The organism is Streptomyces sp. NPDC111628, assembly GCF_055635195.1.
Genome location: NZ_JBVKBZ010000006.1, coordinates 386652 through 411758, shown reverse-complemented (window position 1 = coordinate 411758; position 25107 = coordinate 386652). Strand labels below are relative to the sequence as shown.

Below are 25107 nucleotides of genomic sequence, written 5' to 3'. Positions count from 1 at the left end.
GGGCAATCCTCAGCGGAATGATCCCCTCGTGCTGGAACATGGACGCGCTACATCACGGTGAGCAGACGAAGGGGAACCGTCCGTGCAGTTCGAGGTGTGGGCACCGCAGGCCGGCCGAGTGACATTGCAGTGCGACGGCGCCACGCGCGCGCTGGAGCGCGATCCGGAGCGGCCGGGGTGGTGGTGCGGTGAGGCTCCGGCGCGGGACGGTTCGCGGTACGGCTTCGCGGTGGACGACGGTCCGGTGCTGCCGGACCCGCGCTCGCGCCGCCAGCCGGACGGTCCCGACGGGCTCAGCGCGGTGGTCGACCACGGGCGGTACGCATGGCGTGCTCCGTGGGCCGGACGTCCGCTGCCCGGCGGCGTCCTGTACGAGCTGCACGTGGGGACGTACACCCCCGAGGGGACGCTCGACGCCGCCGCCAAGCGCCTCGGACACCTGGCGGGACTGGGCGTCACACACGTCGAGCTGATGCCGCTGTGCCCCTTCCCCGGGCGGCACGGCTGGGGCTACGAGGGGGTCTCGCTGTGGGCGGTGCACGAGCCGTACGGCGGGCCCGAGGCGCTGAAACGGTTCGTCGACCGGGCGCACACTCTCGGGCTCGGCGTGGTCCTGGACGTGGTGCACAACCACCTGGGTCCGTCCGGCAACCACCTGCCCGCCTTCGGCCCGTACTTCACCGACACCCACCACACACCGTGGGGCGTGGCGGTGAACCTGGACGCGCCCGGCTCCGACGAGGTGCGGGCGTATCTGGTGGACAGCGCGCTGGCGTGGCTGCGGGACTACCGGATCGACGGGCTGCGCCTGGACGCGGTGCACGCGCTGGCCGACACGCGCGCGTGCCACTTCCTGGAGCAGTTGTCGACCGCCGTGGACGATCTCGCGGGCGCCCTGGAGCGGCCGCTCTTCCTGATCGCCGAGTCCGACCTGAACGACCCGCGGATCATCACCCCGCGCGCGGAGGGCGGTCTGGGCGTGCACGCCCAGTGGAACGACGACTTCCACCACGCTCTGCACGCCGCGCTGACCGGGGAGTCGCAGGGCTACTACGCCGACTTCGCCCGCGATCCGCTGGCGGCGCTCGCCAAGACGCTGACCCGGGGCTACTTCCACGACGGTACGTACTCCGGCTTCCGGGGTCGCTCGCACGGCCGTGCGCTGGATCGCGGCCGGGTCGCCGCGCACCGGCTGACCGGCTACAGCCAGACCCACGACCAGGTCGGCAACCGGGCCCGGGGCGACCGTCTGGCGTCCCTGGTCTCCCCCGGCCTCGCCGCCTGCGCGGCCACCCTGACGCTGACCGCGCCGTTCACGCCGATGCTGTTCATGGGCGAGGAGTGGGCGGCGGGCACCCCGTGGCAGTTCTTCACCGATCACACGGATCCGCAGCTGGCGGAGGCGGTACGGCGCGGCAGACGGCGGGAGTTCGCCGCGCACGGCTGGCGGGAGGAGGACGTGCCCGACCCGCAGGACCCGGCGACGCGTGAGCGCTCCTGCCTCGACTGGTCGGAGCCGGAACGCGAGCCGCACGCGCGCGTACTGGACTGGTACCGGCGGCTGATCGCCCTGCGCGCCGAGCAGCCGGACCTGACCGACCCGGACCTGGCCGACACCAGGGTGGCCTACGACGGCACGGGGCGCTGGCTGGCCTTCCGGCGCGGCGACATCCGGGTGGCCGTCAACCTGGGTACCGAACCGGCGGCGATCCCGCTGGGCAACCGGCCCGCCCGGGTGCTGGCGGCGTGGGAACCGGTGGAGGGTCCGGGCGCGAACGGAATACTGCGGGTACCGGCCGAGTCGAGCGTGGTGCTGGTCCAGGAGTGAGCAGGGGGTTCGAGGCCGTCAGCCGGTGTCGTCCCGGCCGTCGTCGCGCAGCTCCGTCACGCGTTCCAGGAGGATCGGTTCCCAGGCGCGTCGCAGCCGGGTCCTGAGCAGCGGCACGGCCGCGGGCAGCGGCCCGCCGGAGTGGCCGTCGAGTGCCTCCGCGAGGTGGACGACCGCGTCGCAGCGGGCCAGCCACAGGCCGCGCAGGCAGGGCCGGGCGCCGTAGCCGGCGAGGGTGGCCGCGCGGACGGCGGCCGGTGAACCCACGGAGAGGGCGAGCCCGGCGATGTCCTCGGCCGGGTCGCCGAGGACCGCGTCGCTCCAGCCGAGGACGCCGCGCACCCGGCCGTCGGCGCTGACCACGAGGTGCCCGCCGGTCAGCCCGTGGTGGACGAGGACCGCCGCGCCCGGCTGGACGCCGAGCTGGGCCGCCGCCTCCCGGGTGAGCCGCTCCGGCCGCGCGGTGTCGAACTCGTCTGCCGCGGCGAGGCGGTGGGCGGCACGCTCGGCGGACTGGCGCAGGGCCCCCAGGGAGCGCGGGGCCGCCCGCGGTACGCCGAGCGTCTCGGCCTGCCGGACCGGCACCTCGCGCAGGCCGGTGAGCAGCGCCGCGAGGTCCGCCTCGCCCAGGGCCGACACGTCGTGGTCCTCGCCCGACCCGCCGGCCACCTTGGCGTCCAGCGTGTACGCGAGTCCTGGCGCCCACTCCCCGTGCGCCACGCTGGTCGGCAGCGCCACCGGGACGTACGGCCGGACCAGTTCGCGCAGGCGCAGTTCGCGGCGTCCGCGCACCGCGCTCTCCCGGTCGGGGGCCAGCCGCAGTACGTGCCGGGGGCCGACCCACCACGTGCCGGGTCCGGTGCCCCCGGCGACCGGCCGGACGTCGGGTTCCGTGCTCCCGCCCAGCAGGGAGCGGACCAGTCGGCGGACGGTGTCCGCGGTGGGTGTCGGTGCCTGGGTCATGTCGCGCCGTCGTCCTGAAGGGTCTGCCGGGGCGTTCGGGGTCGGTCCGTCACCGGTCACTCGACGACGACCATCTCCCGGGTGGTGTCGTTGAGCCGCCTGCCGCCGTCGTCGGTGACGGTGACGATGTCCTCGATGCGTACCCCGAACCGGCCGGGCAGATAGACGCCGGGCTCGACGGAGAAGCACATGCCGGGCACCAGGGGCTGCTCCTCGCCCTCGATCATGTACGGCGGTTCGTGCGTGGTGACGCCGATGCCGTGCCCGGTGCGGTGGATGAAGTACTCGCCGTACCCGGCGTCGGCGATGACCGCGCGGGCGGCCCGGTCGACGTCCTGGCAGGCGGCGCCGGGCCGCACCGCCCGGAAACCGGCCTCCTGCGCCTCACGGACCAGGTCGTGCACCCGGCGCTCCTCGTCGGTGGGTTCGCCCACGTGGACGGTGCGGGAGGTGTCCGAGCCGTAGCCGTCCTTGAGGCCGCCGAAGTCGAGGACGATCATGTCGCCGTCCTCGATGACGCGGTCGCCGACCTCGTGGTGCGGGTTGGCGCCGTTGGGTCCCGAGGCGACGATGGTGAAGTCGACCTGGGAGTGCCCCGACCGGCGCAGCGACCCGGCCAGGTCGGCGGCGACCTCGGACTCCCGGCGCCCGCCGAAGCGGACCCGCCGGATCTCCTCGAAGGCGGCGTCCGCGGCCGCGCCCGCCGCCGCGAGCAGCTCCAGCTCGGCCGCGTCCTTGACCGCGCGGAGCATCGGCAGCGCCTCGGTGAGGGAGGCGTACGAGGTGTCGGGCAGGGTGCGCTGGAAGGCCAGCAGGTGCATGGCCCAGGCGTTGTCGCTGATGCCGAAGCGTCCGGATCCGTCGAGGAGGGCGGCGGTGGCCGCGTAGGGGTCCTTGCCGTCGGTCCAGTCGCGCAGGGTCAGGGCGGGGGCGCCCGCCGCCTTCGCCGCGTCGGGGGCCTCGAGCGTCGGGACGACGAGCACGGGGTCGCGGTCCGGGGCGAGGACGAGCAGGGTGAGCCGTTCGGTGTCCGCCGTGGGCGCGTAGCCGGTCAGCCACACCAGGTCCGGGCCCGGGGCCACCAGCAGCCCGGCAAGTCCGGCGTCGGCGGCCGCACGCGCGGCGCGCTCCATACGGGCCCGGTAGTCGTCGGCGGTGAAGGAAGCGGCGGGGCTGCTGCCGGTCATCCGGGCCTCCCGGGGCGGAAGAGTGGGCTGAGGAGTGAAGGGACCACGGGCAGCATCCTGCCCGCAGGACGGGGGCGACGCGAGCCGATTGGCATTGATCGACCCTCACGACTAATGGTTGTATGCGCCTCTAGCATTAGCATCGGGGGCGTCGCGGTCCGGGCGCCCGGAGGAGGCCGACACCGTGCTCGTACTCGCGCACATCAGCGATCTGCACCTGGACGGAAGCCCGCGGGCGACGGAGCGCGCCGAGCGGGTGCGCGAGAGGCTGTGGCGGCTGCCGGGGCGGGTGGACGCGCTGCTGGTCACCGGGGACATCGCGGACCACGGCACGGAGGCGGAGTACGAGGAGGCCGCCCGCCTCCTGGGTCTGCGCGACGGCTCCGCGCCGTTCCCGGTGCTCACCTGCCCGGGCAACCACGACAGCCGTGCGCCCTACCGCAAGGCCCTGCTCGGCGCCCCCGCCGCCGACGGCCCGGTCAACGACGTGCACGTCTTCGACGGCGGCGCGGTCCTGATGTGCGACTCCAGCATCCAGGGCAGCGACGAGGGGGAGCTGGACGGGGAGACGTACGACTGGATCGAGGCCTCGCTCGACGGACTCGACGACGGCGTTCCGGCCCTGCTCGCCTTCCACCACCCGCCCACGGCCGTGCACCATCCCCTGCCCGACTCCTACCGGCTGCGCCACCCCGACCGTCTGGCCGCACTGCTGGAGCGCAGACCCGGGATCGCCGGGCTGATCACGGGTCACGCCCACTCGCCCGCCGCCACCGTGTTCGCCGGGCGGCCGCTGGTGGTGGGACCCGGGGTGACGTGGACGCTGCGGCTGCCGTGGGAGGGCGAGCAGGTCGCGGACCGGGACGCGCCGGTCGGGCTCGCCTTCCACGTGCTGGACGACGCCGGACGGCTCACCAGCCACTTCCGCACGGTCACGTGACGACGCCGGGTACGGCCGTCAGCTGCTGGTAGCCGCCGCTGCGGTGGCGCACGGTGAGCTTGACCTCCTTGCCGGGTCTGGCGCGGGCCACGGCGTGCGCGAGGTCGGCCGCCGAGTCGACGCGGGTCGTGCCGACGGCGAGCAGTACGTCACCCCGTACCAGGCCCGCCGTGTACCCCGGGCCCGGCACGTGGACGCCCACGACCCGGGCCCCGGGCTTCTCGTCGTCCACGGCCTCCACCCCGAGGGTCGCGCCGGCCGGCGCCGGGGAGGGGGACCGGCCGGCGGACGGACCGGCCGACGGCTGCGCCGGGGCGCCACGGGTGCCCGTCGCCGCGGCCTTTTGCTGCACTTCCGCCAGCTTGCTCATGCCGATCACCGTGGCGCCCACCGTGCCGAGGCCCACGCCCGCGAGGAGCAGGACGGCCGCGGCGAGCACGCCGAGGAGCAGGGTGGTGAGCCGCCGGCGGCGCCGACGGCCGGCGTGGGGGCGCCGGGCGCCGTCGGGCTCGGTGCCGGGCCCCGGGTCCCGGCCGGGCATCGGCTTGGGACGCAACGCTGTCTGTTCCATGGATCGCCTCCGGCAGGTGCTCTACCCGGCGCACCGGCGCGTGACGAGCCACGAAAGAGTGAGACTGAACGTCGGTCAGTGCGTCAGGGCGGGACTGCTCCCCGGCGCGGCGATCGGCGCGGCGATCGGCGCGGCGCCCCGCGTGGGCACGGGCGCGGTCGGGATCCGGTCCGGGAGGAAGCCGTGGGTGCGTCCCGCCAGGTACTCGGCCTTGTAGCGCGGGACGCTCCGGTGCCAGTTGAGGATGCCGGCCATCCAGTTCTGCAGGTCGGCGACGTAGCCGCGCATGACGGTCCGCGCCTCTTCGGACAGCTGGAAGTCGTCGTAGACGACGGGGAGTTCGTGCGCGACGACGTGTTCGAACTGGCGCATGCGCTGGTTCATCAGGTCCTGCACGACGCCCAGGGCGGCCGGGTAGTCGACGCCGAAGAAGTTCTGCACGACGAGGACCGCGTTGTGGATCTCGCCCTCGTACTCGATCTCCTTCTGGTAGGAGAAGACGTCGTTGAGCAGGCAGGCGTAGTCGATCGCCGCGTTCTCCAGGGAGCGGACGGGGCCGCTGCGGTAGACCTCGGGCGGCACCGCCGGGCCGTGTCCGGCGCGGCACAGGCCCAGGGTGAGGTCGGAACCGAAGGTGGCGCGGCGCATCTCCAGGTAGTCCACGGGGTCGGGGACCCGGTTCTGGATCTGGTTGGACAGCTCCCACACCCAGGCCTCGGTCATCGTGTCGACGGCACTTTTCAGCGGGCGCCGCTCCTCGGGCGTCATACCGGCCGTCGTGCGCACCCACAGGTCGATCAGGGAGCGTTCCATGGCGTTGCCGGGCGGTGGGACCGGCTCGCCGTCGAGCGGCATGCAGTCCGACAGGCGGGCGGTGGTCAGCCGGGCGGCGGCGAGGTCCCGGCGGTGGCCGTAGACCAGCGGGTAGTAGTCGTCGCCGTAGGTGCCGAAGGCCAGCCAGCCGGAGGCGAGGTCGAGCTGGTCCTGGGTGGCGTCCGGGTCGAGTCCGGCGGCGCACAGCGGGAGGTCGCAGCTCTCCAGCTTGTCCTCGTCCCAGACGCCCTCGCTGAGGATGCCCATCTCCCGGCACCACCGGGACAGGTGCCGCCGGGCACCGTCCAGCGCGGGGCTCAGCTCCAGCGGGTAGGGCATGCGGATGTCGGGGATGACGGACGGGCCGACCTTCTGGAACGGCACGTACCTGTAGGAGCGGGCGCGCCGGGCGACCGCGTCGGCGAGCAGCGCGCCGACGTCCGCGGCGGAGGTGCCGGGGCCGGTCAGCGCCTGCCAGCCGGCCAGGGGCCGCTCCCCCTTGTTCATGTAGCGGCTGGAACGCATGTGCCACTCGTGGCCGCCGGACTGCCAGTCCTGGAGCCCCTTCGTGTACGCGCCGACGGCGGCGACCTCCGGCGGGGTCAGGCCGTTCTCCAGGGCGACGGCGGGCACCTCGGTGAACGCGGTGTGCTCGAACTGGTGCAGCCGCGAGGTGAGGACGTCGTTGACCAACTCGGCGGCCTCCTGGGTGGTGCAGCCGAAGAAGGTCTCCAGCACCAGCACCCCGTTGCTCAGCTCGCCCTCGTCCTCGACCTCCCGCTGGTAGGAGAAGAGGTCGTTGCGCAGGTGCACGGCGTCGGAGAACGTCTCCATCAGCACCCTGAGCGGCCTCGACCCGGCGACGGCGGCGGGCACCTCGGCGGTCGCGTACTCCACGAGCCCCGCCGACCACGGGGCACCACCGACCTTGCGGCGCATCTCGATGTACTCGACGGGGTTGGCGACGCGCCCCTCGTTGATGTTGGACAGCTCCCACATGGACTCGTTGAGCAGGTGCTCGGTGGCGACGGCGAAGCGGCGGCGCCAGTCGGCCGACATCGCGGGCACCGTGCGGGTCCACAGGTCGGCCAGGCCGGCCTCGACCGGGTTCTGCGGCTCGGGCATCGCGGCGGCGTCGTCGAGCGGCATGAACAGCGGGAGCCGGTCCAGGTGGGCCTTGCCGGCGAGGCGGTCCTGGCTGCGTTTGAACTTCTCCAGGAAGTGGTCGTCGAAGAAGAAGACCCACACGTACCAGTCGGTGATGAGGGAGAGCGCCGGCCCGTCGCAGTCGGGGTGGGTGTAGGCGCAGAGCAGGCCGTAGTCATGGGCTTCGAGGTCGGACTGCTCCCAGACCCCGGAGCCCTCCAGCATGCCCATCTCGCGCGCCCACGTCGTCGAGTGGGCGCGGGCCTCGTCGAGATGCGGGTTGAGCCGTGCGGGGTGCGGCAGGTAGAAGTGCGGGAGTTGGAAGGGCTGTTGCGTCATGGCCCGGCCCTACCCACGGCCCTTCGGCCGCATCCGCCGGGCCGCACATGATCACACCATCGCGTGAATCAGCCCGGAATGCGGGAACTTCTCCCTCCTTCTCCTTCAGCGCCTGACCTGGATCAGGGCGTGCGTCCCGCTCGTCCGCCAGCGTCGCTCGCCGCTCGCCTCCAACGCGGCCTCGGTCTTCGCGTCGAGCCCGGTGACCACGTCGGACTTCAGGGTGCGCAGCGCCGCGACCGGGCCGGGGAAGTACGCGGTGACCCGCGCGAAGGAGGTGGTCGGCGGCCACCACCGGTCGCCCACCAGACGCCGGTAGTTCAGATCGCCCTTGAGCACGGTGACGGTGGCCGCGGCGAAGTCCGCGCGCAGGTCGTCGGGCATGTCCGCGTACGGCAGCGGGGCACAGGAGAAGGGGTGGGCGCGGACGGTGACGCGGCCGTCGGTCAGCGCGGTCCAGAGCCGCTCGCCGTGGGCCGCGGCCGCACCGCCCGCCGCGACCAGCCGCCGCAGGGCGTCGAGCAGGTCGGTGGGCGTGGCGTCGGAGACGTAGTACGGGTACGGCTTGACGTGCAGGACGGCCCGGTCGACCCGGCCCTCGGCGAGGAGGTGCGAGACGAGGAGCAGGTCGGGGACGAGTTCGCGGCCCGCGTTGTCGGCGACGAGACACAGCGTGGCCGGACCGCGGCCCGTGGGTCCCGTTCCGGGGGCCGGGAGCAGGGACCAGAGGGTGTCGCTGTCGTCGGCGACGAGTGCCTCCACCGCGCCCTCGGTGCCGGAGCCCCGGTCGGAGAGGCGGAAGCCGAGGTCGGCGCGGTTGCCCCACAGCGAGCCGTGCAGCAGCGCCCGGGTCCGCTCCTCGGCGGGCAACTCGTCGAGGCCGTCGAGCGCGGCGAGTTCCTCGTCCGTCTCCGGCGCGTCGAGTTCGGCCAGCTTGGCGGGACGGAAGGGGTCGACGCCCTGCCAGACGCCGGGGCCGAAGTAGCCGACGGCGTCGAGGAGCCGACGGTAGAAGTGGCTCTCGGCCCACAGCCAGGGCACGTCGTACCAGGAGCGGCCGGCGTACGCGTCCATGCCCCACCGCGCCCAGCGGTCCCGGTCGCGGCCGGTGGGGTCGGCGTCGGCGGGCAGCGGCTCGACCACGCCGTCGGCGCAGCTCGCGAGCAACGCGTCGAGCGCGCGGCGCCGTTCGGGGTCGAAGGGGAAGGCGTCCCGCACCTGCCGCACGACGGCGGGGTGCCGCTCGGCGAGCACGCCGTACGGGAAGGAACCGGGCTCGTCGCCGAGGATGACGGGGGCGGTCGCGGACGGGGTGTCGGACATGCGCGTCACCGTACCGGTCGGACCGCGCGCGTCCCCCGTGCCGGACGGTCGGGCCGCGCGCGTCCCCCGTGCCCGGACGGTCGGACCCGCGCGTCCCCCGAGCCGGACGGTCGGACCCCGCGCGTCCCCCGTGCCCGGACGGTCAGGCCGCGCATCCCGTGCCGGGCGGTCAGGCCGCGCCCGTCTCCTGTTCCAGGCGGGCCGCGAGGGTGAGGTAGCGGGCGCGCCGGGTCACCGGGACCATGCCCCGGATCAGGATGTACCACATCTCGGCGAGGCGACGGGGCTGGCGCCCGGCCGGTTCGAGCGTGCTGCTCACGACGCGGGTGCCGACGACGGAGCAGACGAGGGTGTGGGCGACGGAGTCGACGTCGATGTCCGGATGCACGTCGGACTGCCGCACCGCGTTCAGCAGCCGGGACGTGGCGATCTCCCGCCACTCGGTGAAGGGGTGCGGCAGCGGCGGCCGTACCGGTACGCCCGCGGTGGCGAGCCGCAGCCCGGCCCGCAGCACCGGCCCCTCCTCGCAGAGCCGGGCCATGCCGAACGTGAGGCGCATCAGCGCCTCCAGCGAGGAGTAGCCCCGCCCGTCCAGGTCCTTCGCCAGCCGCCGGGAGGTGCGGGACTGTATCTCCATGATGGCGTGCGCGAGGTCTTCCTTCGCCGCGAAGTGGAAGTACAGGGCGCCCTTGGTGACCCCGGCGTGGGCGACGATCTCGCTCAGGCTGGTCGACTCGTAGCCGCGGCGGTCGAACAGGTCGGCCGCCGCACCGACGATCGTCGCGCGGGTCTGCTCGGCGCGTAGCTGCCTCGCCATCGGCTGGACTCTCCTGGGCTGGAACTCAACAGACCGTGCCGCCTGTCTTAACCCCCCGTACACGATAACTCACGGCCTAACTGACCATCAGATCCACCCTGCGCAAGGAGGCACGCCGCCGGGCATACCGCCCGGCATTCCGCTTCGGCCCGCTTTCGCCACCTCCGTTCATCACGATGCGGCACCGACAACTCACAGGAGTTGGCTGGTCACTTGACTACCAGCGGTCACACACGGTTTGCTCCGGCCAGGCGAGTTTCACCCGGTTGGCGCACTGACCCGCGGCTCCGGGCCGTCCCGCCCCGTTCCTCCTGCTCGGCCGCACAGCGAGGTGCCCCCGCCCCCATGAGTACAGCTCCCCCGCCCACCCACTCCCCCGGACCCCTGCGCGCCGCGGCCCTCACCGCGGCCGTCTGTCTGCTGGTGGCCGGCTGCTCCGCCCTCGGCGGGGACGAGGACGGCTCGGCGGCGGACGCCGCGCGCGGGTCCGGCGGCGACCGGATGAAGATCGTCATGGTCACCCACGGCGGTGAGGGCGACGCCTTCTGGGACCGGGTACGCAAGGGCGCCGAGGCGGCGGCCGCCAAGGACGGCGTCGACCTGACCTACGCCGGGGACGCCGACACCGCCGACCAGGCCGACCTCGTGCGGGACGCCATCCGTGACAAGGCCGACGGCATCGCCGTGACCCTGGCCAAGCCGCAGGCGATGAAGGCTCCGGTCGCCGAGGCCAAGGCGGCCGGGATCGCGGTGGTCGGCCTCAACTCCGGCATCGACGCCTGGCGTTCCACCGGGCTCCTGGAGTACTTCGGGCAGGACGAGAGCGTCGCCGGCCGGGCCGTCGGCGACAAGCTGAACGACCTGAAGGCCAAGCACGCCCTGTGCGTCATCCACGAGCGCGGCAACGTCGCCCTGGAGGCCCGCTGCGCCGGTGTGAAGAAGACCTTCGGCGGCGAGACCGAGATGCTCTACGTCGAGGGCACCGACATGAAGGCGGTCGGTGCGGCCGTCACGGCCCGGCTGCGGCAGGACCCGAGCATCGACGAAGTCGTCATGAACGGCGCGGCGTTCGCCCTCACCGCGGTCGAGTCGGTCGACGCGGCGGGCAGCGACGCGCACGTCGCCACCTTCGACCTCGACAACGACCTGGTGGCCGCCGTCAAACGCGGGGACGTCCAGTTCGCCGTGGACCAGCAGCCGTATCTCCAGGGCTATCTCGCGGTGGACGCGCTCTGGCTGTACCGCACCAACGGCAACGTCAGCGGCGGCGGCGTGGCCCCCGTGCTGACCGGCCCCGCGTTCGTGACCCGGACGAACGCCGACTCGGTCGCCGAGTTCGCCGCGGGCGGCACCCGGTGACCGGGCCCCGCGGCCGCCGGTACCTCCGCACCCCCGCCACCCCGCCCCACTGATCGCCTAGGACGACGATGCCTGCACGGAAGTCACGGAAGAAGGGTGCCCGGCGCCGCCTCGGCTCCATACGTCTCTCCCTGATCCTCCTGGCCCTGGTCCCCGGCGTCACCCTCGCGGCCGTGTGGGGCGTCACGACGATCCAGATGTTCTCGGAGGGCCTGCGGCTACGGGCGCAGACGGAGCTGAGCCGCGACACCGGCGCCATGGGCACCGAGGCCACCCTGGCCCTGCAGAAGGAGCGCAGCCTGTCGGCCGCCTGGCTGGCCGCACCGGACGGCGACCGGACCGAACTGGACGCACAGCGGAAGAAGACGGACGAGGCGGTCGCTCAGTTGGTCGGCCAGTCCGACGCGATCGAGAGCGCGCCCTCCCGGGTCTCGGACCGGCTGTACTCGGTACTCGGCTCGGTGGGCAGCCTGGAGTACTACCGCAACCAGGTGGACGACCCCAGCGACATCACCGCCGAGCAGGCGCTCGACCAGTACACCTCGATCGTCGACGAGCAGATCCACGCCTTCCAGGAGCTCTCCCAGGTCGACGACGGCGACCTCACCTCCCAGGCGGGTCCGCTGGTCGCCCTGGAGCACGCCGCCGAGCTGGTCTCCCAGGAGGACGCCCGGCTCACGCTGGCCTGGCCGTCCGACCGGATGCAGGAGGAGCAGTGGTCCCGGTTCGCCCAGCTGGTGCACACCCGCCGCTGGCTGGTGCAGGACCAGATCGTCCCCTCGCTGACCGGCAGTGCGAAGACCCAGACCGAGCGGATCCTCGCCAGCTCCGAGTGGAAGTCCATGCAGGACGTCGAGGACCAGGTGCTCGAAGCCCGTTCGGCGGGCGGGGACGACCGGATCGACCTGCCGGACGCACGGCAGCGCTGGATCACCGCCTTCGAGAAGATCTCCACCCAGTACGGGCAGCTCATCCGGCAGCAGACGGACGGGCTCCTCGACCGCAGCGCCGAGGAGGCCCGGGGCCTGCTGATCAAGGCCGGCGTCCTCAGCGCGGGCGGCCTGATCGCGCTGCTGCTCTGCATCGTGATGTCCTGGCGCATCACCCGCTCGCTGTCCCGGCGGCTGCGCGGGCTGCGGCTGGCCACCCTGAGCCTGGCCGAGGAGCGGCTGCCCGACGTGGTGGCCCGCCTGGAGCGGGGCGAGACGGTCGACGTGGAGTCCGCGACGCCGCCGCTGGACTACGGACGGGACGAACTCGGCCAGGTCGCACAGGCGTTCAACACCGCGCAGCGCACCGCCGTGCACACCGCCGTCGAACTCGCCGACACCCGGCGCGGCTTCCAGAAGGTCATCCTGGGCATCGCGCGGCAGAGCCAGAACCTCGTCAACATGCAGCTCGGCAAGCTGGACGCCCTGGAGCGCGAGCACACGGACCCCGAGATCCTCAAGGGCCTGTACGAACTGGACTCCACGGCCAGTCAGCTGCGGCGCTACGAGGAGAACCTCGTCATCATCAGCGGTGAGCAGCCCCGGCGCACCTGGCGCGAGCCCGTGTCGCTGGTCGACATCCTGCGCAGCGCCGTCGGCGAGGTCGCCGAGTACCAGCGGGTGGAGCTGCACGCCGACGAGGAGGTGGCCCTCGCCCCGCCCGCGGTGGCCGACGTGATCCACCTGCTGGCCGAGCTGATCGACAACGCGACGGCGTACTCCCCCGCGCCCAACCCGGTCGGGGTGCGGGCGGCGCTGGTGGCCAAGGGCCTGGCCGTCGAGATCGAGGACCGCGGGCTCGGCCTGTCGGAGGAGGACTACGCGTCGTTCAACGCCCAGTTGGCGGTGGCGCCGCAGTTCGACGTGGTGGCACTCGCCGACGACCTGCGGCTCGGCATGTTCGTCGTCGCCCGCCTCGCGCACCGGCACGGCATCACCGTCACGCTGCGCCCCTCGCCGTACGGCGGGACCACGGCGATCGTGCTGATCCCGCACGACATCGTGGTGCGCGAGCCGGTCGGCGGGGCGGACGGCACTGATGGCGCCGCGGCGGGCGCACGGGGCCCCCGGGTCGCCGGACCGGTCACCGGCACTGGTCCGGCCGCCCCGGGCGCCGAGCCCGGTCCGGCCACCGCAGCCGACCCGGGCGCCTCGACCGCCTCGACCGGAGGGCCCGCCACGGCCGGAGGGTCCGCCACGGCCCCGGCAGCGGACGGGGACCCGGCCGGCGGCCCGGGGCCGGTGCGGCCCGTACGGTCGTCCCGGCCGGCGCCCGCGAGCCCGTCCGCAGCCGCGGCGGATTCTCCCGGCGGCTACTTCGGCGACTCCTCCCACGGCTCCGCCGACGGGCGCGGCGGACTGGCGCCGCTGCCCCGCCGGGTGCCGCAGACCAGCCTCGCCGCCGAACTGCGCGACGAGGATCCGGGCGGCCGCCGGGACGGCTCGGACGACGCGGCAGGCGACGACTACGCCGACTTCACTGCCGAGCGCGCCGCCTCGTCCCTCGCCGGTTTCCAGCGCGGCACGCTGCGGGCCCAGACCAACGACGAACCAGCCGAAACAGACGAGGCACACGAAGCACACGAAGCACACGAGGCGGACGAAGACGCCGGTCGCGCGGACGACCGCGCCACCGACGGGCACGCGCTCTCCTCCGCCGCCCACTCGACCCCGACCGCCGACCGCCGACCGCCCACGAAGGACACGCGATGACCCGACCCTCCCCCGCCACGCACACCGAGCTGGACCAGTTGCTCACCGGACTCGTGGAGCGGGTCGCCGACGTGAACCAGGCCGTGGTGCTCTCCGAGGACGGACTGGTCGTCAGCAAGTCCACCGGGTTCCTGCGGGACGACGCCGAGCGGCTGGCGGCGACCGCGTCGGGCCTGATGAGCCTCAGCAAGGGCGTCAGCATGGACTTCCGGGGCGGCCCGGTGCGCCAGGCGCTCATCGAGATGGCCAACAGCTACCTGATACTCACCTCCGCGGGCCCCGGCGCCCACCTGGTCGTGCTCACCGGACCGAACGCCGACGTCGGCGTGGTGGCGTACCAGATGAACATGCTGGTGAAGAAGATCGGCGAGCACCTGAGCGCGGCACCGCGGGCCACCGCCGGCCCCGGCGAGTGACGTGACCGGAGGCGACGCTGCGGGCCGGCTCGTGCGGCCGTTCACCCTGACCGGCGGCCGGACCCGGCCCAGCCGCGCCGACTTCACCCTCATCACGACGGTGACCGCGATCGACCCGCAGCCCGCCCGGGCGGCGCGGCCGCAGCCCGAACACCTGCGGATCCTGCGGCTGTGCGCCGAGCCGATGGCCGTGGCGGAGATCGCGGCCCGTCTCGACCTGCCGGTGAGCGTGGTCGTCATCCTGCTCTCGGACCTGCTGGAGGCCGGCCGGATCACCGCCCGGCCGCCGCACCCGGTCTCCCGCGCCACCGACGACCTGGACCTGCTGCAGAAAGTGAGGGACGGCCTTGGCCGGCTCTGAGCGCGTCGCCGAGACGCCCACGGCATCCGCACGCTCCACCGCGCCCGAGGCGGTGAAGATCCTGATCGCGGGCGGCTTCGGCGTCGGTAAGACCACCATGGTCGGGTCGGTCAGCGAGATCGCCCCGCTGCGCACCGAGGAACCGCTGACCGCGGCGGGCCTGGACGTCGACGACCTCGCCGGCATCGAGGAGAAGCGGGCCACGACGGTGGCCCTGGACTTCGGCCGGATCACCATCGGCCGGGACGTGGTGCTGTACCTCTTCGGTACGCCCGGTCAGCAGCGGTTCTGGTTCATGTGGAACGACCTGGCGATCGGGGCGCTCGGCGCGGTCGTCCTGGTCGACGTCCGCAGGCCCGAGTCGAGCTTCGCCGCGATCGACTTCTTCGAGCGTCGGGGCATTCCGTTCGTCGTCGCCGTCAACGGCTTCCACGGCCGGCACCCGTACCCGGCGGCCGAGATCCGCGAGGCCCTCGCGCTGCCGGAGCACGTGCAGGTGCTGCTGTGCGACGCACGGGAGCGGACCTCCAGCCGGGACGTCCTCATCGCCCTGATCGACCAGCTGATCGACGCCGCGACCGGGGCCGCGGCGTCGTAGCGGGGTCGTAGCGGGTCGTAGTGGGGCGTGGCGAGGCGTCTTCGGGCGTCCGTCAGACGAGACCCGCGGACTTCAGCCACTCCTTGGCCACGTCCAGCGGGTCCTTCTTGTCCAGCTGGACCTTGGCGTCCAGGTCGAGGAGCGTCTCGGTGTCCAGCTTGGCGGAGACCGCGTTGAGCGTGGCCACGCCCTCCTTGTTCAGCCCGTCCTTGGTGACCAGCGGGGTCACGTTCGCGTGGCCGAAGAGGTTCTCCGGGTCCTTCAGGACGACGAACTTCTCCTTGATGATGGTCGGGTCGGTGGTGAAGACGTCCGCCGCCTGCACGTCGTTCTTGGTCAGCGCCGCCTGGGTCAGCGGGCCGCCCGCGTCGAGCGCCTTGAAGGACTTGAACTTCAGGCCGTACACCGACTCCAGGCCCTTGAGCCCCTGCTGCCGGGTCTGGAACTCGGGCGAGCCGCCGATCACCAGGTCCGGTGCGACCTCCTTGAGGTCGGCGAGGGTCGACTCGGCGGTGAGGCCGTGCTTCTTGGCGGTCTCGGCGTTGACGCTCACCGAGTCCTTGTTCTCGGCCGGTGACGACTCCAGCAGCGTCAGCTTCTTGTCCAGCTTGGCCTTCGCCGCCTCGTTCACCGCCTCGACGGACTTCTGCTGGGCCTCGGGGTCGAGGTAGGCGAGCAGCGAGCCGTTGTACTCCGGCAGCACCGTGACGGAGCCGTTCTTCATCATGCCGTAGGTCGTCTCCCGGCTGCCTATGTTGTGCTTGTAGGTGACCTTGAGGCCCTTGGCCTTGAGTGCCTCTCCGTAGATGTCGGCGAGCAGGGTGCTCTCGGCGAAGTTGTTCGAGCCGACGACTACGGTGCCGGCCTCCGCCTTGTCACCCGCGAGGGGGTTGTCGGAGGTGCCGTCGGAGTCGGAGGAACAGCCCGCGAGCAGCGCCGCCGCGGCGGTGAGCGCGACGGCCGCCGCGCCGGTGTGCCTGGTCCTGGACCTGCTGCTCTTCGCGGTGAAAGTCATCCGTCGATCCAAACGATCCGCTTGCCGGTGAGTCAAGTACGGCCTGGTTACGGTTTCTCCGCCGGCCCGGGCGCTCAACGCCTGCGCACCCCCGGTGACACGACGAACCGTCCCGCCGCCCAGAAGACCGCGAGGGTGACCAGGGCCAGGACGGCCACCAGGGTGGCGCCGCCGACGACCTTCTCGTAGTCGCGCTGGTAGAGCCCGTCGATGATGTAGCGGCCGATGCCGCCGAGGCTGACGTAGGCGGCGATGGTCGCCGTCGACACGACCTGGATGGCGGCCGAGCGCAGCCCGCTGAGGACCAGCGGAAGGGCGACCGGGAGTTCGACCCGGAAGAGGATGCTCGACTCGTGCATGCCCATGCCCCGGGCGGCGTCCACCGGGGAGGGGTCGACGGAGCGCACCGCCTCGTAGGTGGTCACGAGGATGGGCGGGATCGCGAGCACGACGAGCGGGACCATCACGGGCAGCAGGCCGATGCCGATGCCGACGGCGATGAGCACCAGCAGACCGAAGCTGGGCAGGGCGCGGGCGGCGGTGGCGACGAAGGCGACGGCGTTGCCGCCGCGTCCGGTGTGCCCGGTCAGCAGCCCGACGGGCAGCCCGATGGCGGCGGCGAGTCCGAGGGCCATCAGGGTGTACTGGACGTGTTCCAGCAGGCGTGTGGGGATGCCGTCGTAGCCGTGCCAGTGGGCGCTGTCGCTGAAGAACGCGTTGACGAAGTCGAGGACGTTCACCGGGTCGCCGCCTCCTGCGGTTCGGGCCGCTCGACGGCCTCCTTCGGGCGGCGCCGGCCCTTGCCGCGCGGCATCCACGGCGTCAGCAGGTTGCGGGCCAGGACGAGCAGCGCGTCGCACAGGACGGCCAGTACGGCGGTGGTCAGGACCGAGTTGACCGCCAGCTCGGGCCGACCGTACTTCTGGGCGTCCGCGAGGAGGTTGCCGAGGGCGCCCTGGTTGCCGATGAGGGCGCCGACGCTGACCAGGGAGATGCTCGCCGACACGGCGACCCGCAGCCCGGCGAGGATGGCGGGCACGGCGATCGGCAACTGCACCTGGAGGTAGCGCCGTACGGGCCCGAAGCCCATGGCGGTGGACGCGGCCAGCGTCTCCTCGGGCACCGACCGCACGCCGTCGACGATCGCCGGGACGAGCACCACGAGGCTGTACACGGCCAGCGGGATCATCACGGTCAGTTCGCTCTGCCCGGTGTAGTCGATGAGGACCACGAAGACGGCCAGCGACGGGACGGCGTAGAAGACGGTGGTCACGCCGAGCACGGGCGGGTACAGCCAGCGAAAGCGCACGCACAGCTGGGCGAGCGGCAGGGCGGCGAGCAGCCCGGCCAGGACCGGCAGCAGCGCCTCGCGCAGATGCAGGCCGATCAGGCCGAAGTAGGTGTTGTCGAGGTCGCTCGGTATGTCGAAGAAGCCGTTCACGGGGCGACCTTCGTGACGTCGGCGGGCTCCTCGGCCCGCGCGTCGCCGGGGGTGACCGCGCCGGGGCTCCCCGCGCCGTGGGCGGAGCGGATCGCAGCGCCGACGGTCTGCTGGGAGACGACGCCGGTCACCCGTCCGTCGGCGTCCACGGCGACGGCCCAGCCGGTGGGCGAGAGCACGGCGCAGTCGAGGGCGGCCCGCAGCGAGTCGGTGCCGGGCACGAACGGCCGCCCGTAGGACAACAGCCGCCCGGCCGCGAGGTCCCCGGCCGTCAGGTCGCCCGGCTCGGCCCAGCCCAGCGGCCGGTCGTCCGCGTCGGTCACCAGCAGGTGGGGGGCGCCGCCGGCGGCGGCGAGCTGTTCGGCGGTCGCGTCGGCGCGCACGACCGGGCCGGTGGTCAGCTCCAGGCCGGCGGACGGGAAGAAGGAGAGCCGCCGGATGCCGCGGTCGGCGCCGAGGAAGTCCTCGACGAAGTCGTCCGCGGGGTCGGACAGCAGCTCGGCGGGCGGTGCGAACTGGGCGAGCCGGCCGCCGGTGCGCATCACCGCGACCATGGTGCCCAGTTTGATGGCCTCGTCGATGTCGTGCGTGACGAAGACGATGGTCTTGCCCAGTTCGTCCTGAATGCGCAGAAGTTCGTCCTGGAGTCCCTTGCGGACCACGGGGTCGACGGCGGAGAAGGGCTCGTCCATGAGCAGCACGGGCGGATCGGCGGCGAGCGCCCGGGCCACGCCGACGCGCTGCTGCTGACCGCCGGAGAGCTGGTACGGGTACCGCTTGGCGAGGGAGGCGTCGAGCCCCACCCGTTCCATCAGCTCCGCGGCCCGCTCGCGGGACTTCTGCTTGCCCCAGCCGATCATGCGGGGCACGGTGGCGATGTTGTCGAGGATCGTGCGGTGCTGGAAGAGACCGGCGTTCTGGATGACGTATCCCATGGACCGGCGCAGTGCGGTGACGGGCTGCTGCTGGAGGTCCTCACCGTCGAGCAGGATCGTTCCCTCGGTGGGCTCGACCATTCTGTTGATCATCCGCAGGGTCGTCGTCTTGCCGCAGCCCGAGGGGCCGACGAGCACCGTGATCGAGCGGTCGGGTATCTCCAGCGACAGCCGGTCGACCGCCACGGTGCCGTCCGGGTACCGCTTGGTGACTGAGTCCATCCGTATCAAAACGCCGAATACCCTTCGGGTCTGGCAGAAGCTGCCCGCTCCGGCCGCGGTCGGTGGGGCCGTCGCCGGTCGAGTGTAGACGCCTGGTCCGCGGGGCCCCCGTTGCTCCGGGGCGACTCCTTCCCGCTGCTCGGGCATTCACACGGGGAATCCGGGGACAACGGCGGCCGACGCGGCAGGGATTCGTCGCGGATCCGGCACTCACCCCCACGGCGCGCGGGTACGGCGGCACCCGTCTCGGTCCTCGAGCTTGGACCGTCGCCCGCCGACCCGGCCGCGGGCCCGCGCGGAGGCGAGCCCGTCGTTCGTGTTCGACACGATCAGCTCTTTCTGGAGCTCCGCGAGCACGCTGAGCATCCCGAACATGGCCCGTCTTCCACGGTGGCGGTGTCGATGCCCTGCTCGATGACGTGCAGCGCTGTCCCGCGCTCCCCGCCGACCGTTACCCACCCGTCCTTAATGCCCCTGGTATTTCGCGATCCGGCCGGCGAACATTGCGGACAGTTCCAAGAGGTGAGCCGAGCCTCGAAGCGCCGTGCCGCCGCCCAACTGCTGAACAACTGCGACGAAGGGACCCTGACGGAACCAGACGTAACGGCCAATCAAGTCCGGTGGATATCTGGTGTCAGGACTCCCGTCCTGGTGGTAATAGCTCTGTTCCTGATAGTCGAAGAACTGGCTCTCTTCACCTCTCTTGGCCCCCTGCACCGGCGGGTGATTTGGGTGGAGGTTGTTGACTATGAGACCCGCATATGCGAGATGGGCCGATTCGGCATCCGGGAAGGCGAACAGGAGGAACTCGGCGGAATCACCGGTACCTTCGACGCCATCGTACGTGACACCACCGGCAGCTGTGGCTTTGCGACAATCCGGCACCAGTTGGCAGGCAGGAACGCGAGCGGCAGGCTTGAATTGAGGCGCTTCGGCTTCAGGGAACAGTTTTACATCCACGTCGCTTCGTGCGGGGAGCATCTTGCGGATCATGGCAGTGCCCGCGGCCGACGTCGTAGCACTGGGGCTGGAATCACTCGCGTCGTGCCGAGTGGCCGTCCGACTATCCGGCATATCATCGGTGTTGACCAACCTCACACCGCCGTACGCGGCGAGTGCCAGAAGGATGAGCGCCAATGCGATTGCCGCTGCGAGCAGTATTCGTCCGACAGGCGTGTTGTTGATCGTCAGAGGGCCCAGCGTTATCTGGTTATTTTTTAGCCGACTGCCCGTAATGACCACGCTTCCGGCGGTCTGCTGGGTGGATGCGTGAAGCAGAAAGGCCAGCCGATCAGCAAACTCGGCGTCGCCGCTGATTTCGTCAGTGAGAGCGGATTGAACATCCTGCTGGGCAGCGGGGTCGCCGGGTGACACGCTCAAGCCGTCCAGAGCGGTACGACCGCGAGCGGAGTGATTCAACCTGTCTTGTATGAGCTGGGATGTTGCCGTGCTGGCCGCGCCCCCCAGGACGGAGATCAGAGCCTGTGCAGCCATTGCCGCCAGATCGTTCTGGTTCACTCGACACCCCCGTGTGTCATCTCAGTCGTGACATTGTCGCCATGTTCGCGACACGCCGCGACTGCTTCGCCGGAGAAGCCGACGGCTCCAGGCGCGCGTGGCGCGATCTGCTGCTTTCACGAGCCCGGCACGAACTTGATCGTCGGGCCGGGGAACAGCCAGGAGCGCCAGGTCGAGCCGCTTGTCCATGTCGAGGCGGAACGGGCCGTACGAGTTGGTGTTCACCTTGTCCGGGCCGGTCGGCGCGCAGGTCTGGACTGGCGAGGTAGTCGCACGCGAAGGTGGTGCGCACCGCACGGCCGAGTCCTGCTGCCAGGGAAATCACCGACGAGGATCAGCCAAGTCGTCAGGACAGGTCGCCTTCGGCCAACGGCCTCAGCCGGTGTTCGACATCGGTCATGTCGGGAGCGGCCAGGTTCGTCGTCGTCTCCGCAGTGTCGCCCGGGACTACAACGGCCGGACCATCAGCTGTAGTAGGCGATCTTGTCGTCGAGGACCTCCATGGCCCGGGACAGCGCCGCCGCGCGCTGCTCCAGGGCGGCACGACGCTCGCGGAGGAAGGCAACCCGGTCCTGCACGGAATGCTCGGTGCGCAGAATGGCGACGAATTCCCGCAGGTCGGCGATGCCGAGGCCGGCGTCACGAAGGCACGTGACCAGGCCGATCCAGAAGACGTCGTCCTCGGTGAACTCCCGGCGCCCACCTGGGGAACGCCGGATCGGTCCGATCAGCCCTTCACGCTCGTAGTAGCGCAGTGTGTCGAGAGAGACACCGGTGCGGTCGGACGCTGCTGCTGGAGTAAGGAGGGTGGCCACGGCGTTCCTTGTCCGGTCTCTGTTACCGCGCTTCGGCGAAGCGGGCCAGGTGCTCGTCGCTGAGCCGCACACGGCGTGCGGCGAGTGCCTCCACGATCTGCTCCGTCCGGCTCACGCCGACGATGGGGTCGATCCCCCTGCGCATCAGCCATGCGAGGACGACTTGGTTCCTCGTGGCCGCCAGCTCGCCGGCCACGTCGTCCAGGACCGAGAGCACCCGGGCGGTACCCGGATGATCATAAGTCTGCGGAAGTGGCTTGTCTGCGCGCACGTAGGAGCCCCACATCAGCGAGCTGTACGACCACACGGTGAGCCCCTCCGACTGTGCGAGGTCCAGGTCCTCGTCGGCGAGCAGGCGATGACCGCCCTCCGCGAGGGGGGTGAGTGGGCGCGGCTGAACAAGTGAGTGGCGCAGTTGCAGGGCCGTCCACGGTTCCACGCCCTGCTCCCGGGCGAGTGACCGGGCGCGCTCGATGCGCCAGGCAGCGTGATTCGCCGCCCCGATCCGCAGCGCGGTTCCCTTCGTGACCAGCTCGCCGAAGACCCCGACGGTCTCCTCCAGCGGCACGGTGCGGTCCTCGGCGTGAGCCCAGAGGAGATCGACGTGATCGACTCCGAGACGCCCCAAGCTCTCCTCGACGCCAATGCGTACGGCCGGGGCGGAAAGTCCTTCGGCGCTCTGTGGCCAGGAGTGCGGGACGCGTGGATTCTGCCGGACCTTCGTCGCGATCCGCACCGCGTCCCGCGCATCGGGGCGGGCTCGAAACCACGCGCCGATGACTCGCTCGCTGGCACCGCCGAGACCACTCGGATCGACCCAGAAGGAGTAGCAGTTCGCGGTGTCGAGCCAGACCCCGCCTTCGCCGACGAAGGAGTCGAGGATCGCGAAAGCCTCGTCCTGGCCGACGCGGGTGCCGAAGTCCATCGTCCCGAGGACGATCTGAGGGTCGGTGTTGTTGACATCCATGCCCCTCATCCTCAGATCTGGAGCGCGCTCCAGGTCAAGAGAGCTTGGGGAGACGATTCGAAACGCGGCCCCGGCAGCCGGGTCCAATGTGCTACAAGATCCAAAAGAGACGCGCCTGCTACCGGCTCAAGCACGGCTCGCCACCATTGAGCGTGACACGCGCTTGGGCAGTGGGAGTACCAGTTCATGACGCAGGAGTCGGGAAGGACTTGTCGCCGAACAGGACCCGGCCCGCCGCGGCCCGGCCGATCGGCGTACGGAGCAGTGTGAAAGCCGTTTGGGCCACGGTCGGTGTGCGCACCTGGGCCAGTGCCCTGCGCAGGGTCAGCCGGCCTCGGAAAGCGGCGCGCAGAGCGGCTCCGTCGTAGGCGGACAGCGCATCCGGCCGCCTGGTACGCAGCGCGTGGTCCAGGACTTCGGCCGCGAACTCCGACAGTCGCAGGCACGGATCCAGGCCTCCGGCGGTGAGCGGGGAGACCGCGCCGGCCGCGTCCCCCACCAGAAGGCCGTCGGCGCAGCCGATCCGGCGCAGCACGCCCCCGACGGGAATCGGGCCGCCGCGCCGCTCCACCGCTTCCGGACGGTCCACGCCGGCCAGCCCGGGCGCTGACGCGCTGAACCGCTGCAGTGCTCGGCGAAGTCCGTCCGGGAAGCGGTCCGCATAGCCGGCGACGCCCACATGCGCGTGCTGCCCGTCGTTGACCACCCAAGCCAGGTAGCCGGGAGCGAGCGAGGGGTCGAGCACGCAGTGGAAGGTCGGTGGCTCCTCGTGTCCGGCAAGCTCGAAGACCTCCTCGGCTCCGACCAGCAGGTGGTGGTTGCGGTCGAGGCCGAGGTCGCGGGCGACGCTGGAGCGGGCTCCGTCGGCACCGACGACGAACCGAGCCCGGACCGCCGTCGGCCCGTCGCGACCGAGCAGGTGGAACGTGTCGCCCTGGCGTCCGGCGTAGCGCGTGCCCAGGACGATCCGCACGCCGGCGGTCGTCGCGGTGGCCGCAGCCGCCGTGTAGAGAGGCGCCATGTCTCCTACGCGGTACTCGTCGCGGCCGCTGACCAGGGCGACGGGGCGGCGCAGGTCGGGCGGGTAGAGGACGACCCGTCGAATCGGTGGGCCGAGGTGCTCGGGAGGCAGCGGAAAGTCGTCGAGCGTCTTCCGTACGAAGATTCCCGTGGTGCGGACCGCGCCGACGAGGCTGGTTCGCCGGTCGATCAGGAGGACGCCGTGGCCCTGCCGTGCGAGGAGCGTAGCGGTGTGGAGGCCGGCCAGTCCGGCGCCGACCACGAGGACGTCGGTACGGGCCGTGGGCCCGAGGAAGTCGGTGCCGGTCGGAGTACTCACAGGCGACGCTCCGCGGGCGTGGTCTCGTCCGCCGGGCGTTCGGCCTCCCAGCGCAGCAGGTCTCCGGGCTGGCAGTCCAGGATCTCGCAGAGCGCAGCCAGCGTGGTGAACCGGACCGCCTTGGCGCGGCCGTTCTTGAGGACCGCCAGGTTCGCGGGGGTGATGCCGATGCGGTCGGCGAGTTCGCCCACGGACATCTTGCGCCTGGCCAGCATCACGTCGATGTCGACGACGATCGGCATCAGATCACCCCGGCCAGCTCGGTCTGCATCCGGGTCGCCTCGGCCTCGCGGGCGACCGCCTGGGCGAGCAGCATCCGCAGCACGAGCACGATCAGGGCGACCGCGAAGACCGCCAAGGAGACGCCGCCGAGCAGCAGGACGACGCCCGGGGCCACGGCCTCGCCCGGCGCCAGGACGACGCCCAGTGCGAAGACCAGGAGCGCCGCCGCGGTGAAGGCGCCGATCACGATGTGCACGTACCGGAAGGCGCCGTCGGAGAACACGCTCCCACGTCGCATCATGTTCACCAGCCGCCATACGCAGACCAGGACGGTCTGGGCCGTGCCGATGCCCAGGACCACGATCAGCAGGATCGGCACGCGCCGGCCCGCGAGCACCCCGCCCTCCATGTCGTCGGCCAGCAGCGCGACCATCACGGTCTGCACGAACAGCGAACCGGCGAGCAACACCACGAGCACGGTACGCAGCGCCAGCACGGTGATCTTTCCCATCAACTCTCCTTCGATCGAAACGCGATGATAATCTATCGATATTCGATAGGAGGGGCAAGGTGTGGTGGCCCCTTCCGGTCCGGACCCGTGGCAGCCAGGGCCGGGGAACAGGAAGAAGGCACCGGAGACCGGCGGAAGCCCGGCGCCAAGCGGTGGGCCCGGGGAGAGGGATCTCCTCACGGCAACACGGCGGGGGTTGAGGCGGGAGACGGACCAGGCACGGTCGGCCATCACGCCCGTGAACCGTTTCCGGCCCCGGCCGCCGATCACGGCCTTGGCCGCGGGAGGAGTATCGGCTCCAGGTCCCGCCGGCCTCCGTGACGAGGCGGACAGCGGTCTCGTCGTGGCAGCCGAGGGCTTTCTTCACGGCCTCCACCCCGGCATCCGGCGCCCTGCGCCCGCTGCGCGACCCGGACGCGCCGGAGCTGGACGAGGACGACGGCGGACGGGCCCGGCGCAGGACATCGGCGAGCTCGCGCTTCGGGGCGCCATGGGTCCAATGTGGTCGATTCGCTGCCACCACGGACGCCTCAACAGGGACTGTCGGTCCTAGGCGGAGCGGACCGAGGCAGGTCAGGGCCCGTGATGGCCGCCTTCAGGCGGCCGGGGCGGGTGACTGTGGAGGGGGGGGGGGGGGAGAAAATCGTGGGCACCAGGGGCCCAGAGGGGGGGTGAGGGGGGGGGAAAGGAGGGAGAGGAAGAAGCCGAAGACGCACCCTTCTCGCCCCTTCTCTCTCCCCCCCTTGTGAGCGCAACCAA

Annotated in this window: 24 protein-coding genes; 7 read left to right on the top strand and 17 right to left on the bottom strand. The window is 71.9% G+C overall.

Annotated features, from left to right (window positions below; all coding sequences use genetic code 11):
• Window positions 1–82 precede the first annotated feature (82 nt).
• Window positions 83–1828: a malto-oligosyltrehalose trehalohydrolase gene (gene treZ, locus ACZ7MF_RS31265; RefSeq protein WP_471481619.1), complete on the top strand. Its 1746-nt coding sequence runs from the start codon at window positions 83–85 to the stop codon at window positions 1826–1828.
• A gap of 18 nt (window positions 1829–1846) precedes the next feature.
• Here the strand turns inward: treZ and ACZ7MF_RS31260 are convergent, their stop codons facing one another.
• Both ACZ7MF_RS31260 and ACZ7MF_RS31255 read right to left on the bottom strand, forming a co-directional pair.
• On the bottom strand, window positions 1847–2791 hold the full coding sequence (locus tag ACZ7MF_RS31260) for an aminoglycoside phosphotransferase family protein (RefSeq protein WP_471481618.1): 945 nt from the start codon (window positions 2789–2791) through the stop codon (window positions 1847–1849).
• A 56-nt stretch (window positions 2792–2847) separates the two neighbouring features.
• Window positions 2848–3978 (bottom strand): M24 family metallopeptidase, encoded by a 1131-nt coding sequence (locus ACZ7MF_RS31255; protein WP_471481617.1) that lies wholly within the window; start codon window positions 3976–3978, stop codon window positions 2848–2850.
• 184 nt (window positions 3979–4162) lie between these two features.
• Here ACZ7MF_RS31255 and ACZ7MF_RS31250 point away from each other — a divergent pair, with 184 nt between their 5' ends.
• On the top strand, window positions 4163–4918 hold the full coding sequence (locus tag ACZ7MF_RS31250) for a phosphodiesterase (protein ID WP_471481616.1): 756 nt from the start codon (window positions 4163–4165) through the stop codon (window positions 4916–4918).
• Here ACZ7MF_RS31250 and ACZ7MF_RS31245 read toward each other — a convergent pair.
• The 4 genes from ACZ7MF_RS31245 to cprB form a co-directional block, all read right to left on the bottom strand.
• Entirely contained in the window at window positions 4911–5489 is a 579-nt protein-coding gene (locus ACZ7MF_RS31245; RefSeq protein ID WP_471481615.1) for a PDZ domain-containing protein, read from the bottom strand. The two genes, ACZ7MF_RS31250 and ACZ7MF_RS31245, sit on opposite strands and share 8 nt — an antisense overlap.
• 75 nt (window positions 5490–5564) lie before the next feature.
• Window positions 5565–7787, bottom strand: coding sequence for a germacradienol/geosmin synthase Cyc2 (cyc2, locus tag ACZ7MF_RS31240; protein WP_471481614.1), 2223 nt, complete (start codon window positions 7785–7787; stop codon window positions 5565–5567).
• A 105-nt stretch (window positions 7788–7892) separates the two neighbouring features.
• The gene (locus ACZ7MF_RS31235; RefSeq protein WP_471481613.1) at window positions 7893–9110 is read right to left on the bottom strand and encodes a damage-control phosphatase ARMT1 family protein; all 1218 of its coding nucleotides are present in this window, start codon (window positions 9108–9110) and stop codon (window positions 7893–7895) included.
• A gap of 169 nt (window positions 9111–9279) precedes the next feature.
• Window positions 9280–9927 carry a transcriptional regulator CprB gene (gene cprB / locus ACZ7MF_RS31230; RefSeq protein ID WP_361006637.1) on the bottom strand — a complete coding sequence of 216 codons (648 nt, stop codon included), beginning with the start codon at window positions 9925–9927 and terminating at the stop codon, window positions 9280–9282.
• A gap of 345 nt (window positions 9928–10272) precedes the next feature.
• On the opposite strand from cprB, the gene ACZ7MF_RS31225 reads away from it, so the two are divergent.
• The 5 genes from ACZ7MF_RS31225 (at window position 10273) to ACZ7MF_RS31205 (ending at window position 15363) form a co-directional block, all read left to right on the top strand.
• Window positions 10273–11286 (top strand): substrate-binding domain-containing protein, encoded by a 1014-nt coding sequence (locus ACZ7MF_RS31225; RefSeq protein ID WP_471481612.1) that lies wholly within the window; start codon window positions 10273–10275, stop codon window positions 11284–11286.
• Window positions 11287–11354: 68 nt separating this feature from the next.
• Window positions 11355–13988: a sensor histidine kinase gene (locus tag ACZ7MF_RS31220; RefSeq protein WP_471481611.1), complete on the top strand. Its 2634-nt coding sequence runs from the start codon at window positions 11355–11357 to the stop codon at window positions 13986–13988.
• Complete coding sequence (locus ACZ7MF_RS31215) at window positions 13985–14404, top strand: roadblock/LC7 domain-containing protein (RefSeq protein ID WP_003972853.1); 420 nt, start codon at window positions 13985–13987, stop codon at window positions 14402–14404. Before ACZ7MF_RS31220 ends, ACZ7MF_RS31215 begins: the two co-directional genes overlap by 4 nt.
• A 1-nt stretch (window position 14405) precedes the next feature.
• A complete protein-coding gene (locus tag ACZ7MF_RS31210; protein ID WP_356857034.1) occupies window positions 14406–14765 on the top strand; it encodes a DUF742 domain-containing protein in 360 nt (119 codons plus the stop codon).
• Window positions 14752–15363, top strand: coding sequence for a GTP-binding protein (locus ACZ7MF_RS31205; RefSeq protein WP_356857036.1), 612 nt, complete (start codon window positions 14752–14754; stop codon window positions 15361–15363). Before ACZ7MF_RS31210 ends, ACZ7MF_RS31205 begins: the two co-directional genes overlap by 14 nt.
• A 52-nt stretch (window positions 15364–15415) precedes the next feature.
• Here ACZ7MF_RS31205 and ACZ7MF_RS31200 read toward each other — a convergent pair whose 3' ends face one another.
• The 11 genes from ACZ7MF_RS31200 to ACZ7MF_RS31150 all read right to left on the bottom strand — a co-directional run bounded on the left by ACZ7MF_RS31200 (window position 15416) and on the right by ACZ7MF_RS31150 (window position 24348).
• A complete protein-coding gene (locus ACZ7MF_RS31200; RefSeq protein ID WP_471481610.1) occupies window positions 15416–16378 on the bottom strand; it encodes an ABC transporter substrate-binding protein in 963 nt (320 codons plus the stop codon).
• 74 nt (window positions 16379–16452) lie between these two features.
• Window positions 16453–17118 carry an ABC transporter permease gene (locus ACZ7MF_RS31195; RefSeq protein WP_356857040.1) on the bottom strand — a complete coding sequence of 222 codons (666 nt, stop codon included), beginning with the start codon at window positions 17116–17118 and terminating at the stop codon, window positions 16453–16455.
• The gene (locus ACZ7MF_RS31190; protein ID WP_471481609.1) at window positions 17115–17819 is read right to left on the bottom strand and encodes an ABC transporter permease; all 705 of its coding nucleotides are present in this window, start codon (window positions 17817–17819) and stop codon (window positions 17115–17117) included. Before ACZ7MF_RS31190 ends, ACZ7MF_RS31195 begins: the two co-directional genes overlap by 4 nt.
• The gene (locus ACZ7MF_RS31185) at window positions 17816–18985 is read right to left on the bottom strand and encodes an ABC transporter ATP-binding protein (RefSeq protein ID WP_471481608.1); all 1170 of its coding nucleotides are present in this window, start codon (window positions 18983–18985) and stop codon (window positions 17816–17818) included. The genes ACZ7MF_RS31190 and ACZ7MF_RS31185 overlap by 4 nt, the downstream gene beginning before the upstream one ends.
• Before the next feature lie 201 nt (window positions 18986–19186).
• A complete protein-coding gene (locus tag ACZ7MF_RS31180; RefSeq protein ID WP_471481607.1) occupies window positions 19187–19351 on the bottom strand; it encodes a recombinase family protein in 165 nt (54 codons plus the stop codon).
• A gap of 90 nt (window positions 19352–19441) precedes the next feature.
• Window positions 19442–20494: a hypothetical protein gene (locus tag ACZ7MF_RS31175; protein WP_471481606.1), complete on the bottom strand. Its 1053-nt coding sequence runs from the start codon at window positions 20492–20494 to the stop codon at window positions 19442–19444.
• A 464-nt stretch (window positions 20495–20958) separates the two neighbouring features.
• Entirely contained in the window at window positions 20959–21309 is a 351-nt protein-coding gene (locus tag ACZ7MF_RS31170) for a MerR family transcriptional regulator (protein WP_471481605.1), read from the bottom strand.
• Window positions 21310–21331: 22 nt separating this feature from the next.
• Window positions 21332–22285 carry an aldo/keto reductase gene (locus ACZ7MF_RS31165; protein ID WP_471481604.1) on the bottom strand — a complete coding sequence of 318 codons (954 nt, stop codon included), beginning with the start codon at window positions 22283–22285 and terminating at the stop codon, window positions 21332–21334.
• A gap of 175 nt (window positions 22286–22460) precedes the next feature.
• A complete protein-coding gene (locus ACZ7MF_RS31160) occupies window positions 22461–23615 on the bottom strand; it encodes an FAD-dependent monooxygenase (RefSeq protein ID WP_471481603.1) in 1155 nt (384 codons plus the stop codon).
• Complete coding sequence (locus ACZ7MF_RS31155; protein WP_471481602.1) at window positions 23612–23857, bottom strand: helix-turn-helix domain-containing protein; 246 nt, start codon at window positions 23855–23857, stop codon at window positions 23612–23614. Before ACZ7MF_RS31155 ends, ACZ7MF_RS31160 begins: the two co-directional genes overlap by 4 nt.
• On the bottom strand, window positions 23857–24348 hold the full coding sequence (locus ACZ7MF_RS31150) for a DUF2975 domain-containing protein (protein WP_471481601.1): 492 nt from the start codon (window positions 24346–24348) through the stop codon (window positions 23857–23859). The genes ACZ7MF_RS31155 and ACZ7MF_RS31150 overlap by 1 nt, the downstream gene beginning before the upstream one ends.
• Window positions 24349–25107 lie beyond the last annotated feature (759 nt).